14 protein-coding genes are annotated in these 17,735 nt (G+C 48.3%); 13 read left to right on the plus strand and 1 reads right to left on the minus strand.

Annotation, left to right across the window (positions count from 1 at the left end):
• Positions 1 to 572 precede the first annotated feature (572 nt).
• Positions 573 to 1,481, minus strand: coding sequence for a LysR family transcriptional regulator (locus M3200_RS00230; RefSeq protein WP_022381528.1), 909 nt, complete (start codon positions 1,479 to 1,481; stop codon positions 573 to 575).
• Positions 1,482 to 2,222: 741 nt separating this feature from the next.
• Between M3200_RS00230 and M3200_RS00235 the strand changes: the two genes are divergently transcribed.
• From M3200_RS00235 to M3200_RS00295, 13 genes are all read left to right on the plus strand, one after another.
• Positions 2,223 to 2,543 (plus strand): hypothetical protein, encoded by a 321-nt coding sequence (locus M3200_RS00235; protein ID WP_022381530.1) that lies wholly within the window; start codon positions 2,223 to 2,225, stop codon positions 2,541 to 2,543.
• A 118-nt stretch (positions 2,544 to 2,661) separates the two neighbouring features.
• Entirely contained in the window at positions 2,662 to 4,317 is a 1,656-nt protein-coding gene (locus M3200_RS00240; protein WP_022381531.1) for an MATE family efflux transporter, read from the plus strand.
• A gap of 258 nt (positions 4,318 to 4,575) precedes the next feature.
• Complete coding sequence (locus tag M3200_RS00245) at positions 4,576 to 5,376, plus strand: transporter substrate-binding domain-containing protein (RefSeq protein ID WP_022381532.1); 801 nt, start codon at positions 4,576 to 4,578, stop codon at positions 5,374 to 5,376.
• Between the two features lie 9 nt (positions 5,377 to 5,385).
• Positions 5,386 to 6,042, plus strand: coding sequence for an amino acid ABC transporter permease (locus M3200_RS00250; protein ID WP_022381533.1), 657 nt, complete (start codon positions 5,386 to 5,388; stop codon positions 6,040 to 6,042).
• 173 nt (positions 6,043 to 6,215) lie between these two features.
• The gene (locus M3200_RS00255) at positions 6,216 to 7,433 is read left to right on the plus strand and encodes an FprA family A-type flavoprotein (protein ID WP_022381534.1); all 1,218 of its coding nucleotides are present in this window, start codon (positions 6,216 to 6,218) and stop codon (positions 7,431 to 7,433) included.
• A 19-nt stretch (positions 7,434 to 7,452) separates the two neighbouring features.
• Positions 7,453 to 8,526 carry an efflux RND transporter periplasmic adaptor subunit gene (locus M3200_RS00260; protein WP_022381535.1) on the plus strand — a complete coding sequence of 358 codons (1,074 nt, stop codon included), beginning with the start codon at positions 7,453 to 7,455 and terminating at the stop codon, positions 8,524 to 8,526.
• Positions 8,523 to 9,116, plus strand: coding sequence for a DNA-3-methyladenine glycosylase (locus M3200_RS00265; RefSeq protein ID WP_022381536.1), 594 nt, complete (start codon positions 8,523 to 8,525; stop codon positions 9,114 to 9,116). The genes M3200_RS00260 and M3200_RS00265 overlap by 4 nt, the downstream gene beginning before the upstream one ends.
• Before the next feature lie 112 nt (positions 9,117 to 9,228).
• On the plus strand, positions 9,229 to 12,765 hold the full coding sequence (gene smc / locus M3200_RS00270) for a chromosome segregation protein SMC (RefSeq protein ID WP_022381537.1): 3,537 nt from the start codon (positions 9,229 to 9,231) through the stop codon (positions 12,763 to 12,765).
• 73 nt (positions 12,766 to 12,838) lie between these two features.
• Positions 12,839 to 13,783, plus strand: coding sequence for a signal recognition particle-docking protein FtsY (gene ftsY / locus M3200_RS00275; RefSeq protein ID WP_022381538.1), 945 nt, complete (start codon positions 12,839 to 12,841; stop codon positions 13,781 to 13,783).
• Between the two features lie 76 nt (positions 13,784 to 13,859).
• Positions 13,860 to 15,098, plus strand: a complete 1,239-nt coding sequence (locus M3200_RS00280; RefSeq protein WP_022381539.1) for an aminotransferase class I/II-fold pyridoxal phosphate-dependent enzyme — start codon at positions 13,860 to 13,862, stop codon at positions 15,096 to 15,098.
• A 66-nt stretch (positions 15,099 to 15,164) separates the two neighbouring features.
• Entirely contained in the window at positions 15,165 to 15,839 is a 675-nt protein-coding gene (locus tag M3200_RS00285) for a M48 family metallopeptidase (protein WP_022381540.1), read from the plus strand.
• 191 nt (positions 15,840 to 16,030) lie between these two features.
• Positions 16,031 to 16,897 (plus strand): LysR family transcriptional regulator, encoded by an 867-nt coding sequence (locus tag M3200_RS00290; RefSeq protein WP_022381541.1) that lies wholly within the window; start codon positions 16,031 to 16,033, stop codon positions 16,895 to 16,897.
• A 136-nt stretch (positions 16,898 to 17,033) separates the two neighbouring features.
• On the plus strand, positions 17,034 to 17,657 hold the full coding sequence (locus M3200_RS00295; protein WP_022381542.1) for a hypothetical protein: 624 nt from the start codon (positions 17,034 to 17,036) through the stop codon (positions 17,655 to 17,657).
• Positions 17,658 to 17,735: the final 78 nt, after the last annotated feature.

The raw sequence follows: 17,735 nt of genomic DNA on the forward strand, positions 1-17,735 counted from the left end.
CCGTTATAAATGGGAATTGATTCCAATACCATTTTAGAAACCGATTAGATAAAAATGAGTAACTATCACAATATGGTTAATAAAATACATGGAAATGTATAGCTAACAAAAATGTTATAAGATGTAATGATGTGGTAAACCTATATACAAATAGATACCAATCGTGGGTGAAATACTCAGGATATAGAGCAGATAATATAAATAAACCCTTGGATTATCGATAAATACGAAGAAAACGGGAAATGATGGATGCAAGGCGAAGAGAAGAAATCATGGACATAAATGCGGGAAGTGTAAAATATAATGGTGGATATCGGAGATAATTCTGTAATGAAATGCATAAAATCTTGTTAATACTACGTTAAGAATCAAAAACTTATCAATATGCGCTATAAGTCATTACTGAAACGTTATAGAATTCAGGGAAAGAATTTTTACCAAGGACAAATACAGATCTGAACACAAAAACAGCCCTTCAATATGTATTGAAGAGCTGTTGAGAACAAAATTTATATAGGATCCGTCATCCTTGTCAGAGCAATAAAAAAGACCTCCAGTCGGCCTGGAGGTCTTTATTGCATGGGGAATGTTTTATTGGCATTATCCCTGACAAATTCCCAGAAGTGATCGACGATGTATTCACGCAGGAGAACGGCACTCAGTGATAGCTTGGAGTCCGTTTTCCAGGAGATGTTCAGATCACGGTGACATTCCTGATCACCAACCGGGAGTGCGACATTATGAATTTGTGCATTATGCCATGTCATTTGCGGGACAAGCGCACTGCCTAGACCTGCCCTGATAAATTCACCAACTGTATCAGGGTTGTCACTTTCGAGAATGACCTTTGGGGTAAATCCAGCTTTCTTGCAATAGGCCTCAACCGTTTTCCTAAGGAGAAATCCCTTAGGAGGCATAATAAAATCCATATCAGAAAGATCATGGAGATTCACATAAGGAAGATGGGCATAAGGAGTTCCTGTTGGGAAAACCATAACAAGGTTCTCACGGAACAAAGTGATTGTATGGTCATTATCAATATGTTTCAGGCTTGAGAATAAAGTCAGGTCAGTTTTCGAAGCATTGGCCGAATCACTGTTTTGCGGGACAATTTCTAAAATGGTTTCGGGATACTCTTCCTTGAATTTCATTAGAAAAGCCGGAATTAACCTGCTTGATGACATGATAGCAAGCTTTACAGTGAGCTGCTGAAGATCTCTGGAATCCTGCAGTTCCTGACGGAGGTCGTCGAGTGATCCCAAAATCTTATTAGTGTATTTAAGCAGGATGTGTCCGTCTCGCGTCAGATGAATGTTGCGGCCCTGATGGGTAAAAAGCGAGACATCCAGTTCTTCTTCCATGCTGCGGATTGTTCTGGACAGCGCCGGCTGAGCGATATGGAGAGCTTCGGCAGCTTTTGTCAGATGTTCCAGTTCAGCCACTTTCTGAAAATACATAAGAGAGGTAAAGTTTATTTTCATCTTGAGCCTCGTATGATTTTAGATTTACCGGTTCTGCGTCCTGAAAACAGGTCCCAATCCGGATCAATCAGCAAATATCGTGCAAATCAAAAGAATAGATACAGACTGGAGTGAATCCATTGCTGAATCATTTTCGATTAAAATAGATTTATTTGACTGTATTATATCATAAGAGGTATGAATCAATGGAAAACACCTTTTGATAATAGTTCAAAAAATAACAAGCCTTTACAAAAAAAGTGGAACTTATGCAATTCTTCTATTAAGACTGGGTGAATAGCATCGTACTTTCCCTCTGTCATCTGCAGCAGATATATTATTGAGTTATAAACTGTCATAGAAAAATACTTCTTTGGATACTGCCAAAGGAGTCCATAAATGAATGATGAGGATATGCTTATATAGAATGGAGATCATTCCACTATGGAGAAGTGCCTGCCTCAGCAGGGCCTCCAGGAGGCGGAGAAAGGCCTCAAGACCACCCTTTTTAAGTATACTGCAAAGCAAAGCCATCTTTTTTATTTTGGGCGCATACTCCTTCATCCTATCCCATATGGCTTCATACGGGATTTTTTGAATTGACGAGAAGTATCTAAAAGACTTACAGAAGATTTACAGAACGACATATAGAAAAATTTGCTTTTTTCTTGGTATAGCGATATACTATACACAGGTATTAAAAAAAACAATAAATAGATTTTTGCAGGAAGATCTGCATATAACAGGAAGGAGGGAAAGACGATGAGAATTGAAGACTTGATGGATCTTGAGATGTACGGAAGCATGTATATCCTTTTTGCCATGGCTTCTTTCTATGTAGAAGGAGCCAATCTTCTGGTACCGTCCAGAGTGAACTTCAACTTCAAAAGAGTTCTTTCGCCTTTCACATCCTTCTTTAAAGGATTCATCGGCGCAGGGGGATGGGCTGCTATGGCCCTCAGGTCCTCCGGACTTGAAGGAAAACGGGAACAACTGAATGACGGGGCATCCGGCTTTTTACGGTGCCCGGTTTCCTTTCATGATTTCGCGTGGAAGGGAACTCCGCGCGGCGAGTGGATCTAAGCGCTTTCTTTTGTCGACCAGTAAAAGAAAGGCTTATGTTTAAATCATCCATAAAATATCTGATGAATCAGACGCTGCGAGGCGTCTTTTTTGATGGAATTTTCTGGAGAGTGAAAACATGTTTTTCGTGAAAAACGATATAAAAAAATTATTGTCAGTGATGATACCGATCCTGGTCGCTCAGGTATCTACGGCAGGCATTACCTTTATCAATACAACGATGGCAGGTCACGCAGGTGCGGATGATCTGGCCGGAGTTTCTGTCGGAGCCGGTCTTTTCTATCCGATCCTGGCTTCCATTATCGGCCTTCTGATGGCTGGCACGCCTATGATGGCACAGCTTCTCGGACAGAAGAAGAAGGAAGATCTTCCTCTGATAGTCCGTACAGGCCTTATGATCGGACTTTTCATTTCCGCCGTCTTTGCAGCAGGCTACTTCCTTTTCGTCGACAACCTGATGGAATACCTTGCTCTTGAACCGGCCGTTGAACATATTGCCCGCGGCTACCTGCTTTCTATGGTGGGTGTCGTGACTTTCGTGACATTGATCATTCCACTTCGCTGCCTGACAGACACGGCAGGATCCACGTCTGTTTCCATGAAGCTCTTCCTCATTGCTCCGCCAGTGAATGCGGTGCTTGATTATCTCTTCATTTACGGACACTTCGGATTCCCGAGACTTGGCGGTATCGGCGCAGGCGTTGCTACGATGATTACGTACGGATGCCTTCTCGCACTCTTCCTTGCAGTGATTCTTACCACGAAGGAATTTATGGGAAAGAATATTTTCTCTTCCTTTAAGATCCGCAGAGCAGACCTGAAGGAATACCTGGTCGTCGGTGTTCCAAGCGGCATGTCCATTTTCATGGAAATGAGCCTTTTCAGCCTGATCATCGTGTTCCTTGCCAGGTACGGCACGGATACGCTGGCGGCTTACCAGATTGCGGACAACTTCGCAAGTCTCGTGTACATGCTTCCAGTCAGCTGCTCCATGGCGCTGACAATCCTGATTGCAACAGCAGCAGGTGCAGGGGATATTTCCCTGGCACGCCGTTATAAAAAAGCCGGTTTCATCACAGCGATGGCTGGCGCTCTTATGACCGTTTCCTTTACGCTCTTCTTCCGTCATTCCATCGGAATGGTATACACGGATGATGCAGCTGTCGCAGCCATTGCAGCACAGTTCCTGATCTACAGCGCCGGATGGCAGCTCTTCGACGCGATTTCCACTCCGATTCAGGGAATTCTTCGCGGATTGAAAGATACACGCGTATCCTTCGTCCTCATGGTTGCCGCTTACTGGGGCGGATGCTTCCCAATGAGCATCCTTCTGGACAGCGTGACGGATCTTGGCGCAGCTTCTTACTGGCTCGGCCTTGATTTCGGCGTAGGATGCTCGGCGCTCCTCATGGTTCTCAGACTGTTCTATGTCGAAAGAGTCATGGACGGAAGACCCGTACCGGTCATCGACAATATCCTGGCATTTTTCAAACTCAAGACAGCAGCTTCCGGCATGCCTGCTTATGCAGCCGCTTTTTCCGGGGAAGATCATTCTATCCGCGCTGTTGTTGAAATGAACATAAAACAGGCAGAAAAATTAATCGCTTTTATGACGGAAATGGAAGAGAAACTTTCCGTTCTCATCCAGAACGTCAAGGAAGCAGAAGTAGATATCTTTACTGAAACACGGAGGGTCCTTCCGATCAGAAAGGCTCTTCTGACGGATCTTCATTTATCCATACTAGGCCATGCGACGAGGGCCTACGTGCCTTAGGGTTATCTATAAGAGGCGGATACTGGAAACACATCCTCGTCAGCCTGAATGACACAGGGCGGTGCTAACAGCACCGCCTTTTTGCATGCCCTTTGCCTTGAATCATACGGAGCTCTAAAAACGTGAGTTTAGTGATAGAATCTGAAAACTGTACAAGATATAAGACAAATAATTAGATAGTGAACAAGTTGTATTATATCTAAAATCCTTCTATAATAGAGGAAAGTGAAATTTTTCTGTATAGAGGATGGGATAGATATGAAGAAATACTGGATAGGAGCGGCAGCCCTGCTGCTTGCCGCCGGACTCACCTTGTCAGGCTGCGGGAATGACAGCGGCAGGGAAACGGGCAAGATTCATGCAGTGACGCATGCGAACTGGAAGCCGTTCGAATATATGAAGGATGGGAAGATTACAGGCTTTGATGCGGTGTTTCTCGAAGAAGCAGCCAAACGTGCAGGCCTTTCGGCAGAGCTTGGCGATGCAGGATGGGAAGCTCTTTTTGAGCAGATCCGTTCCCATCAGGCAGATCTTGCCATTTCCGGAATCACGATTACAAAGGAAAGGGAGGCATCGTATCTTTTCTCGAAGCCTTACTTCATTTCCCGTCAGGCCATCCTAACAAGGCCGGACAAGGATATCCGAAGTGCTGAGGATTTGAAGCGCTCTGACATAGAAGCCATTGCTGTCCAGAATGGATCGACAGGACAGGAAGCTCTTGAGAAACTTCTCGGCAAGAATGCTCCTGTCATTAAAAAGACACCCATGTCCATCCAGATGCTGATCGGAGGGCAGGCAGATGCCATAGTAGGGGATGAAACATCCCTGAAATCCATCCAGGCGCAGTATCCGGACCAGCACCTTGTGATTGTTTATGATGATCAGGCGTTCAAGCCGGAATACTTTGGCATTCTTTATGCTAAGGACAATACGGCGCTTAAGGAAAAGCTGGACAAGGCCATTTCTTCCATGGTGGAAGACGGAACGTACTCGCGCCTCTATGAGGAATGGTTCAAGACAAAGCCGGACGAGAAGGTCCTGGCAAGTTTGAAGAAGTAAGGAAGCGGTATGATGTTTGATTTCAATTGGAACATCCTTGAAGCATATGTTCCTTTCTTCATATCAGGGACAAAGCTGACGATCGAACTCTCCGTCACCGCATCACTGGCGGGATTCTTCCTCGGTCTCTTCCTGGCAGTCCTCCGGGTATCGGGGAGGAAATTCCTCTCCCTTCCCGCGGCCTGTTTCATGGAGTGCATTCGCGGCACGCCTCTTCTGCTGCAGCTTCTTGTCGTATACTTCGGAATTATTCCTCTGCTCATGAGGAAACCGGACGGGACGCTGGCGGCAATGCTGGCGCTTTCCATCAATGCGGGGGCCTATATCGCTGAGACAATCCGGGGCGGCATCCTCGCTGTCGATGAAGGGCAGGAGGAAGCGGCAAGGGCGCTGGGGCTTTCGCACTGGCAGTGCCTTCGCTATGTCGTTCTTCCGCAGGCTGTTCGTTCCGTCCTTCCGGCGCTTGGAAATTCCTTTGTCAGTCTCATCAAGGACTCTTCACTGGCTTCCGTCATTGCCGCGCCCGAGCTCATGTACTGGGCCAATGCAGCCAATGCGGAATACTACCGTGTCTGGGAGACCTTCATCACGACAGGCCTGATTTACCTCATTCTGACCGTGACGACCGGCCGCCTGCTTGCCCGTCTTGAAAGGAAGAGGGCGTAGGAAACCATAGGAAATCTGCCGCTTCATCTTATCGAAGTTTTTTGTATTCTTATGCCCGTTTTGATGGGATTTCACGTCTCACGAAAGGGGCTTTTCGTGATATACTAATGGGTGTGGCGATAGCAATTTACATAAGATATTTATGTTTCTGTCAATAACAAGGGAGCCTGAAAATGCATAACGAACAACAAGTGACCCCTCATATTTACTGGGTGGGCGGCAACGACTTCAATTCCCCCAGATTTGAAAATCTGATTCCTCTGAAATCCGGGGTGACATATAACAGTTATTTCATCGACGACGAAAAGACAGCTGTCATCGATACGACAGATACCGTAATCCGTGATCTTTTCATCGGCAATGTCAGCCATCTGCTTCACGGCCGCAAGCTGGATTACATCGTGGTCAACCATATGGAACCCGATCACAGCGGGTCCCTTCTGGCGCTTGCCATGGCATACCCAGAAGCAAAGATCGTGGCTTCGGCGCAGGCACTCAAGATGCTTGGACAGTACTTCCAGGTATCCATGCCTGAAAGATACATTACATCCGACGAAAAGCTCGTCATCGATCTTGGCATGCACAAGCTGCGTTTCCTCAAGGCTCCGATGGTTCACTGGCCGGAAGTCACCTTCACGTATGATGAAACAGAGAAGGTCCTTTTCACCGCAGATGGATTCGGCACATTCGGTATCCTGAATGGTTCCATTTTCGCTGACGACGTGGATTACAAAGAAGAATACCTGGGCGAATGCCGCAAGTATTATGCCAATATTGTTGCCCGCTTCGGCCCGCAGGTCCTCTCAGCCCTGAAGAAAGTGGATGCGCTTGATGTCCGTTATATCTGCTCGCTCCATGGCCCGGTCATCCGCAGGAAGGAAGACATAGATTTCCTGATCGGGGAATACAAGAAATGGGCTTCCTGGACGCCGGATTACCAGTCAGTCAACATTTTCATTGCTTCTGCTTATGGCAATACGGCTATGGCGGCTGAAGTCCTTGCGGCCAAGCTTGCCAAGCGCGGCATCAGGAACCTGAAGATGGTGGACGTCTGCACGGTCTCCCTTGCTGATTCATTTACAGAAATTCTCCGCAGAAGCCACATCGTTCTTGCCGCTTCGACAATGAATATGACAGTCAATCCCCTGATGAGCGCATTCCTTGCCATCTGCACGGAAATGAATGTCACGAACAGAAAGGTTTCCATCATCGGGAACAGCAGCTGGACACCGAATGTCAGCGGCCAGCTGATGAAGGATGTCGTATCGAAGTGGAAGAACTGCGAATTGCTGGGGGATCCGGTTCATGTCGTCTCCTCCATGCATGATGATGATGCAGATATTGAAAAACTGGCAGATATCATTGCAGAAGACATACTTAAGGAAAAATAACAGAAAAGAAGGTTAAAGAATGAAAAAATGGATGATGGCTCTGGCTGCGACTTGCGCCGCGGCTGTCATGGTGCTGTCTGGATGCGGAAATACGCCTTCCGTTCATGTGACAAAAGCGGCCATCAGTACAGAACCTTTTACATTGGAAACAAAAGCGGCTCCGGAAGCCCTTCATACGGCGCCTGTCATTCCTTCCGTATCAGGCGGCCTGATTTCAAACCCGCCGGATATCGGAGCGACAGTCAAGGCAGGCGATGTCCTCTTCAAGATCGACGCATCGCAGTATGAAGCGCAGGCATCGGCCCTGCAGCAGAAAATCGCAGAATCTTCTGCCCAGGCAGCGCCTGTCTACAACGGTCCTTCCGTAGATAACAGCCTTGAGGCTTCCCTTTTGAAGCAGGGAATCATCACAAGAGCTGAATATGAAAAAATCAAGGGAAGAAGCATGCCGTCCGGCGGTGCTGTTTCTGGCGGCGGAGCTCCTGATCCCGGACTGATTGCATCACTCCAGACGCTTCAGAAAACGATTGCTTCCTGCACTGTCCGCGCGCCGATCAGCGGCGTCGTCTCCCAGGTTTATCTTGGAGATACGCACATGGCAATGGCAGGGAAACCAGCACTCGTCATCCGTCAGGATTCACCAGTCGTCGCAACGATCGAGCTTCCTGTCCGTCTTGATTCCGTGATGGAAAAGGCAAAGGATGAAAAGACACTGACCGTGTCTATGAGCGATGGCAAGGGTGTATGGTACGGCGAGCTCAAGCAGCAGCCAAATCAGAATGGTGAAAAATATACCACCTATAAGATTCAGGTAGATAATCCGCAGAATGAAATCACAATCGGAAATGAGTATGATATCCGTGTGGAAAGCGGGCAGAATGTTTCCTGCATCATGATTCCGGACTCTGCGATTATCGGAGACAATACGGTTGCCATCGTCAATGATGGAAACCTCGTCGATATCAAGGACGTTTCCATTGCAAGCCGTCAGGGCGGCTATGCGATGATCATGGATGGTTTGTCTGAAGGAGACCGCGTTATTACCGATCCTCCGAAGGGCATTGAAATGGGCATGCAGGTCGATGTGAAATGAAATGGGTAAGAGAAGACTTCCTGGGAGATTCCGTTGAAACGGCAAAGAAGCTCATAGGAGCCGTCTTTGTCCATCGTTCGCCGGATGGGATTACCGCTGGGCGCATCGTGGAATGCGAAGCATACGGCGGTATCTGGCGGGGCCATGAAGATGACGGTGCCCATGCCTTCAAAGGTTTGACGCCAAGAACCCGAGTTATCTTCGGAGAAGGCGGACATGCCTACCTCTACCTCATCTATGGGATGTACACCTGCCTCAATGTGGTGTGCGGCCATGAGGGAGAAGGGACGAGCGTACTTTTAAGAGCACTTGAACCGCTGGATGGAATCGATCTTATGAAGGAAAGACGCCATACAGACAAGATGAAGCTTCTGGCCTCCGGTCCCGGGCGCCTGACGCAGGCAATGGGCCTTAATAAATCCTTCTACGGGACAGACCTTACGGGAGATACCCTTTGGATCGAAAGCAGGAATGACGGGCCGTATCCCGTCAAGCGCAGCAAACGCATCAACATCGATTACGCCAGGTACGGGAAGAGCTTCCCCTGGAGATTCACACTGGAAGGAAGCCCCTTCATTACAAAGAAATAAGGAAACGCCGGAGGCACGAACTTCCGGCGTTTTTTGACGGAAGGCGCTGTATTCCCATTTTTCGTCCTGTTCCTGTATAATATAGAAAATATATGCCTGAAAGGGAGAGATTATGAAATTACTCCGTTTGATTCTGCAGGGATTCAAATCCTTTGCGGATAAGACAACCATAGAATTCGCCGATGGAATGACTGTCATCGTAGGCCCGAACGGCTGCGGGAAAAGCAATATTTCCGACGCTGTGCGCTGGGTGCTCGGGGAACAGAATGTCCGCAATCTGCGCGGACAGAAAAGCGAGGATATCATTTTCGCAGGTTCCGAATCAAGGACGAGGAAGAACGGCGCGGAAGTCACGCTGGTACTGGACAATTCCAACAGGGAGCTGCCGCTCGATACAGCAGAAGTTTCCATCACAAGAAGAATTCTTCGCAATGGGGACAGTGATTTCCAGATCAATAAAAGGAACTGCCGCCTGAAGGATATTCATGAGCTTCTGGCCAACACAGGGCTCGGGAAGGGTTCCCTTGCCATTATCGGGCAGAACAGGGTCGATGAAGTACTGACGGCAAAACCGGAAGAAAGAAGAGCCATTTTTGAAGATGTGGCGGGCATCAGCCTGTACCGCATGAGAAAGAATGAAGGCCTGCAGAAGCTTGTCAAAACGGCGGAAAATATGGACCGTGTCAAGGACATGATGGCGATGCTTGATGAACAGACCGGGCCGATGAAGGAAAAGGCAGAAAAAGCAAAAGCATACAAGGCGCTTGCAGCGGAAAAAAGAGCCGTGCAGGCGACGATGTCTGCCTTAAAGCTTGATTCCATCAAAGAATCCCTCGAAAAGCACAAGGCGGAAACGGAAACTCTTGAGCAGGATAGTGTGAAGTGGAAGGCAGAGCTTACAAAAGCAGCGGCTGCTCTTGCCAAGCTCGAACAGGAAACGCTTCTCCATCAGGAAAAGGTGAAGAAGGCAGGCACGGATTTCGCAGAAGCTAAGGAGAAACTCGATGGTATCCGCGTAGACTACAAGATCAAGGAAGAAGCACTCGAACAGGAGAAAAAAAGAACAGAAGAGCTCAAAGAGGATGAAGAAGATCAGAAAGAAGCCGAAGAAGAACTGATCGAAGAAATCCAGAATGATGAAGAGGAAATGAAGGCAGCTGAAGCCGAAAAGGCAGACTGGCTTGCAAAGCAGAATCAGGCAGAAGCCGAGAAGGAAAAACTGGCCGGAGAGTTGGAAGCATCTGAAAAGGCGTATTCCGAAATTCTGAATTTCAGCCGGCAGAAAATGGCAGAAAAGCAGAAGCTTGAGCAGGGACTGGCGTACCTGGATAATGAGGTCCGCCGTCTTAAGGGAGAATCATCCAGAAGGGAAGAGGCAGCAAAGAGCATCGAGGGCGAACTCCAAAAAACGAATGAGGCGCTCGCAAGCCTGCTCGCAGAAGAAAAAGAGGCCATGGCCCGTCAGGAACAACTGAAGGAAGAGGGTATCCGCGACAGAAAAGCACTCGATGAGGCAAGAAATGAATGCTTCTCCATTGGAAATGAATTGAATGAAGCGGAATCCTCTTTCCGTACCATCCATTCCCGCCGCGAGTACCTAGAAAAGGCAGATAAGGAATATGCAAGCTTTTCCAGAACAACGAAGACAGTCATGGAAAACAGGGCCATCTTCGGAGACGCCGTTCATGGCGCTCTTGGCGAATTGATCCATGTCCCGTCAGAATATACAGCTGCTGCAGAAGTGGCTCTGGGAAGCCAGATTTCAAACATTGTCACAGATACGACAAAATCAGCCGGGGACATCATCCGCTGGCTGAAGGAAAAGAACCTTGGCCGTGCGACATTCTATCCGCTTGAATCCATGAAGCCGTCCTCTTATTCCGGAAGAGAACAGGAAGCTTCCCGGGAAGAGGGAATCCTTGGCATTGCCGCTGACCTCTTCGAGACGGACTCCCTGTATCAGGATCTTCTCCACTCCCTTCTGGGAAGGACTCTGATTGCCAAAGATCTTGATGCGGCAAGAAGAGTCTCCAAGAAGTACGGCTACCGCCTGCGCATTGTCACGCTGGACGGTCAGATCGTCAATGCCGGAGGCTCCATGACCGGCGGATCCATGAAGAAGAAGGAAAATACCTACTTCGGAAGAAAAGAAGAAATCAAGGAACTTTACGCAGAAGAAAAGAAGCGCGAAAAGGACCTTGCTGATTTAAGGAAAAGGAAACAGGAAAAGGAAACGGCAAGGGACAGCCTTTCTGAAAAGGTGGCAGGAGAACGCGAATCCTGGCATCAGATGGATCTGGCGCTTGCTTCCTTCAAAGGGCAGAAGGATGGCCTTGAAAAGACCAAGACGGATCAGGAAACCCGCCTGAAAGAAGGAAAAGATGCCCTTGCTTCCATCAGCGAGTCTCTGGAAAAATCCGTTCAGCAGATGACGGAAGGCTGGGAGCTTCTCAAAACGTATGAGGATATTCCTGAACCAGGAAAAGATGAGAAGAGCCTTGCTATCCGCAAACAGATCGATGATAAGGCAGGCGAACTCATTGCCATCCGAGAAGGACTGACGAAGGCAGAAAGCCGTGCATCCTTTGCAAAGCGCATGATGAACGACGCCAAAAAGGCGCAGGAAGACCAGAAGAAAGACAGGGAAGACCTCGAAAATAAAAAGAAAGCCAATGAAGAAGCAAAGAAAAATCTTGCTGAAACACTGGAAAAACTGAATCAGGATTTCGAAGAGGCAAACGGAAAATGGGAGTCCATCCGCACGAAGCAGGAATCTCTGCAGGGCGAGACTGACAGGTATGCAGCGCTTGAACGCGACAGCCAGGCAGCCTGGAGAAAGGCGCAGGAGAAGTCCTCATCTGTTGAAAAGGATCTGGCGGATAAGAAAGCGCGTTTGGAACGGTTCAAGGAAGAAGAGGCTGAAGAGCTGCAAAAAATCAGTGAAGAGGGGATGACCCGTGAAGAAGTGGAAACGCTGAAGCTTCCGGGAACCCTGAATGAAATGAAGAACCGTGACAAGGTGCTCGCGGGAAAGATTGCCGATCTTGGCACGGTCAATCCGGCCGGCGAGGAAGAGTATGAAGAGCATCTGAAAAAGAGAAACTTCTACGAAGAACAGATCAACGACATGAGGGGCGCTGAAGAAGAGCTCCGGACGGTCATCAAGGATATCGATGAGAAGATGGCATCGCAGTTTGACGAAGCCTTCACCAAAGTCAATCAGGAATTCGGGCGCATCATGCAGATCATGTTCCAGGGCGGCAGCGCGAAGCTTGAACTGACCGATCCAGAGCATCCTCTGGAATGCGGCGTGGAAATGTACCTGCAGCTTCCCGGCAAAAAGCGCCAGCCGCTGACGCTGATGTCCGGCGGCGAAAGAGCGCTGACGGTCATTGCGCTCCTGATTTCCTTCATGGCATACAGGCCTGCTCCCTTCTGCTTTGTCGATGAAATCGATGCGGCGCTCGATGATTCCAACGTGGACCGGTACAGCCGCATGATTGCCGAATACAAGAAAAAGACACAGTTCATCGTCATTTCCCACAGGAAGAGAACGATGGAATTTGCTGATACACTGCAGGGCGTCACCATGGGAGAAAAAGGCGTCTCTTCGCTTGTGACGGTCAAAATGAAAGATTACGTGGAATGATGAAATGTTCGGGCGTAATTTTCACGTAAATGATACAATAGCCATATAAGGGTAAGGACTAAAGGAGGGTACAATGGGATTTTTTGATAAAATTCGCAAAGGGCTGACAAAGACAAAAGAGTCTTTGATCAAGAATATAGAGAGCGTTGTCATCGGCTATGCAACGATTGACGAGGACTTCCTGGAAGACCTGGAAATGGTACTTCTTTCCGGGGATATCGGTGTCCGCACGACGGATTTCCTGATGAGGCAGATCCGCCGCGGTGTTACCGAAGGCACGATCCACAATACGAACGAAGTCATGCCTTTCATGGAAAAGACAGTGGAAGAACTTCTGAAGGATGACGAGAAGGATCTGAAGGAAGTGCATCATCCAGAGGTCATTCTGGTCGTAGGCGTCAACGGTGTGGGCAAGACGACGACAATCGGCAAGATGTCGGCCCGCTATCACAAGGAAGGAAAGAAAGTCCTTCTGGCGGCTGCCGATACATTCCGTGCAGCGGCATCCGAACAGCTGACAATCTGGGCAGAACGCACCGGCGCTGACATTGTCAAGCATGCGGAAGGCGCAGATCCTGCGGCCGTTGCTTTTGATGCTGTCTCTGCCGCTAAGGCAAGAGGCGCAGATGTAGTCCTGATAGATACGGCCGGCCGTCTTCAGACAAAGGTCAACCTGATGGAAGAACTGGCAAAGATCAGCCGTGTCGTCAAGAAGGTCATTCCGGATGCTCCGCATCAGACGCTTCTTGTCCTTGATGCAACGACAGGGCAGAATGCTGTCAGCCAGGCAAAAAATTTTGGTGAAATCGTTCCGCTGACAGGCGTCGTCCTGACAAAGCTTGACGGAACAGCCAAGGGCGGCGTCGTCCTTTCCATTTATGAAGAGCTCCATGTCCCGGTCAAATGGATCGGCCTGGGAGAAAGAGAAGACGATCTTGAACGCTTCAATGCGAAGGACTTTGCAAAGGCCCTTTTTGAAACAACCGATCATGCTTCCGGAGAAAGCACAAAGGTATAACCGGGCAGATCCGGCCTGCACTTGATTTCCAAAGAGTTTTCATACTTTTATTGATCTGAAAAAGAGGCGCATTTTTATGGTAAGTCTGGCAGCACCCCATGCGAAGGGGAAGAAATCCAATGATGTGATTTTCGGCGCATCCGCTGCAGCGAAAGCGGATATTCAGAAAATCGGGGCTGAGCATGTCGTCAATGCGACGATCGGCACGATTCTGGATGACGATGAAAAAATCGTCTGCCTGCCTGTTGTGGAAAGAGTTTTCAAATCCCTGCCGATGGCAGATATTATTTCCTATGCACCGATCGCAGGCACTCCCAAGTACCTGGAAGATGCACAGGCCGTCTGCTTTGGCAGCCATCGTCCGGATGCCTATACGGCAGCCATTTCGACAACTGGCGGAACCGGCGGCATCCATCATGCTGTCCATAACTACACATCCCCCGGCGATGAAGTCCTGACGTCCGACTGGTACTGGGGCGCATACAAGACAATCTGCGAAGACAATAACAGGAAGCTGCGCACTTACAAGCTTTTTGACGAGGATCCCCAGTTCAACAGGGCTTCCTTTGAAGGAAATATCCTGCACATGGCTGAAAATCAGGAAAATGTCATGGCCATCATCAATTCGCCGGCACACAATCCGACCGGCCATGCGCTGACGAGTGAAGACTGGGATTTCGTCATTTCCCTCTTTACTGAGCTTGCTGAAAAAGGAAAGCACATGATTCTTTTTGCAGACGTGGCTTACCTGGATTATGCAGGACCGGATGCCAGAGATTTCTTCTCCAAGTTCAGCAAACTGCATGAGAATATCCTTGTCCTTGTGGAATACAGCATGTCCAAGGGCTTCACGATGTACGGTCTCAGAAGCGGCGCACTGATTGCGATTTCCTCCAGTCAGGATGTCATCACCGAATTCAGTGATATTAATTCCTTCACAAGCCGCGCAACATGGTCCAATACAGTACGGGGTGCACAGGAAACGCTCTGCCGTATCTGGGAAGATGAGAAGCTCCGAAATGAATGGGAAACGGAAAAGGAAGAATATTATAAGCTGATTCAGGAAAGAGCGGCTATTTTCGTCGAAGAGGCGAAAGAAGTTGGGCTTCCGATTCTTCCTTACAAATCCGGGTTCTTCATTTCCGTCCCTGCAAAGGACTCCAAAGCTGCCTGCAAGGCGCTCTATGACGACCACTTTTACCTTGTTCCGCTCGCTGCCGGCGTAAGAATCGCCGTCTGTGCAGTCAGCAAGAAGAAAATGCATGGCATTGCAGCAAAGCTCAAAGCAGCCATGGAAAGAACAGGACAGTTATAAAAAATCACATGGGAGCTGTGACAAGATGCATGCATTTTGTCACAGCCTCTTTTTTATGGAGGGCACATGTATATAGAAGGCGTGGGAGAAGTGGAAGTCATCAGAAAGCGCATCAGCCGCATGTATATCCATGTCGGACGCGGTAGGCATGTTTTCGTGACGGCTCCCCGCACCTGCAGTGAAGATCTGATCCGCCGTTTCCTGACGGAGAAAAAAGACTGGATCCTGGCGACTCTTGAGAAGACGCCGGAAGCAGTGGAATATGAATATACCGATGGGGAAGAGCATATTCTTCTGGGAAAGAAAGTGACGCTCCATGTGGCAGGCGGCGCATCGAATGCCTGCACCCTTAACGGGCGGGATGTCATGATAACTGTCCGTTCTTCAAGAACGAGCGTCAGAAAAATTTATGAGGAATGGTCGCGCGATATGCTGAGGCGGATCGTCGTGATGTATATCAAAAAATGGGCTGAGACGATGGGTGTATTTCCAGGCGATATAACAATCCGGAAAATGAAGGGAAGATGGGGGAGCTGCAATGTGAAGACAGGCGAATTATGCTTCGCTCTCGATCTGATCACAAAAGATGGCGCCTGCATCGAGGGTGTCGTCGTCCATGAACTCAATCATCTTCTCGAAAAGGGACATACGCGGAGGTTTCATGACCTGATGGCGCATTGGGTACCTGATTACAAGGAACGCCAGAAAATATTATCTCGGAGTCCGAGGGAATTCATTTAAAGTGGTGAAATTGCCAGGAATCTGCCGCGCGGTCATCATAAAATGCGTGGTTTATTGAATTTTTTTGCAATTTTCTCAAAAATATCGAATATAGTCTTTCTGTCTGTTGCCAACTTATGGTATAATCTAATAAAATAATTCTATACCAAAATCTTTTTATGGTAGTGGTAAAGGTTTCGTGAGGTAATCGAATGAATAACACGGATTGGAAAATCCTCATCTATTTGCGCGAAGAGCGGAGTATCAATAAGGTAGCAAAGCGGCTGTTCATGACACAGCCTTCTTTGACGTACAGGCTGAGCCAGATGGAAAAGGAAATAGGATGTCCACTTTTCATCCGTACCAATAAAGGTGTGCATTTCACAGATGCGGGCAACAGGCTCTTCTCCTTCGCGGAAAAAGAACTGCAGCAGTATCAGGATATGAAGAACTATGTCACGCATGAACCGAATTCCATTTCCGGCGTTCTCCGCATTGGCGCGAGCCAGTCTTTTGCGCAGTCCCATATGCCGGCTATCCTGAAGGGATTTGTAGACGAATACAGTGATATTGAAATTTCCCTGACGACGGATACGAGCGACCGCCTGGTCAAGCTGGTGAAGAAGGAAGACATCCATCTTGCCATCGTAAGAGGCAATCAGGAATGGCCGGATTCCGACATCCTGCTTGAAGATGCGCCTCTCTACCTGATTTCTGCCAAGGAAATCGATTACAATACACTTCCGGGACAGCCATCCATCCGTTACAGGAGTGATCCGTCCCTTGATGAACTCCGTACCCGCTGGTGGAGACATAACTTCTCCGATTCCCCGCATTTCATGCTGACGGTGTCTGACTGCCTGACCTGCGTGGAAATCGTCAACCAGGGTCTTGGTCATTCCTTGATTCCGGCCGATCTTCTTCCGAAATGCGCTCCGAGTGTCAATCGTGAGATGATTTACGACAGACAGAAGAAACCGATCTTAAGACCGAGTCACCTCATCTACAAAGAACCGATGCTTCAGTCGACGCCTGTCAGGATTTTCGTCGACTACATCCGCAAGTACTTCGGTGTGTAAATGATAAGAATAAAAGCAGACTGCCTATGCAAAGCGGTCTGCTTTTTTGATGTCCGGAGGGGGACGGGCCCATGACGTCTCTTTCCTGAACGTGCTACAATACAGAAAAGGACATGAATCGAAGGGAGGATTTCCTATGAAAAAAATCTTTGGATGGTTTCTTGCTCTTCTCCTCATTTTGGGTGCAGGCACGGTGTCCATGGCAGCTGATGAGCAGGTCATGAACCGCAAGCTGGGCTATTTTGACAATACGAGGACAGTGCTTCTCCTGCCGGCTCTCTTTGGTGACGGCGACTATGCGGCCTCGTATGTGAACCGCGAGATGAATACGATATTCCGCTATCCTTACTACAGGAAACTGGATACGGAGGGATATACTGGCAAAGCGTATTCGCCTTCGGAGCTTCCTGCTCTTGCTGAACAGACAGGAGCAGATATCGTCGTCATGCCGGTCATCTCCCGCTGGCAGCAGATCATCATGCACCCCATGCTTTTCTCGGATGGAGATGCATTCATTGAGACAGCAGCCAGGATCGATATCTACTCCTATAAGAAAGCAGACGGCATTGTCAGGGATGATAAGGCTTCCTACTGGAAGACAGAAGATGAAAGCTTTGTCAGAAATGTTTATATCCTCGATGAAATGATGAGGGATATTTACAAAACATTCCCGTACCGCCGCGTTCCGACCGATATTCCTTCCAACTTATCCGGTGATACAGCACCGGACCGCACTCCGCAGGCATCAATGAATCATTGATAAAAGTGCAAAAAGGGGATGTGACAAAATCCACCAAAACACTGTTTTTCTTTTCTCGAGCGAAGCGAGGTTTAAGGG

Origin of the sequence: Dialister sp. CAG:357 (assembly GCF_000435155.1) — a bacterium.
Classification (GTDB): Bacteria; Bacillota; Negativicutes; order Veillonellales; family Dialisteraceae; genus Dialister; species Dialister hominis.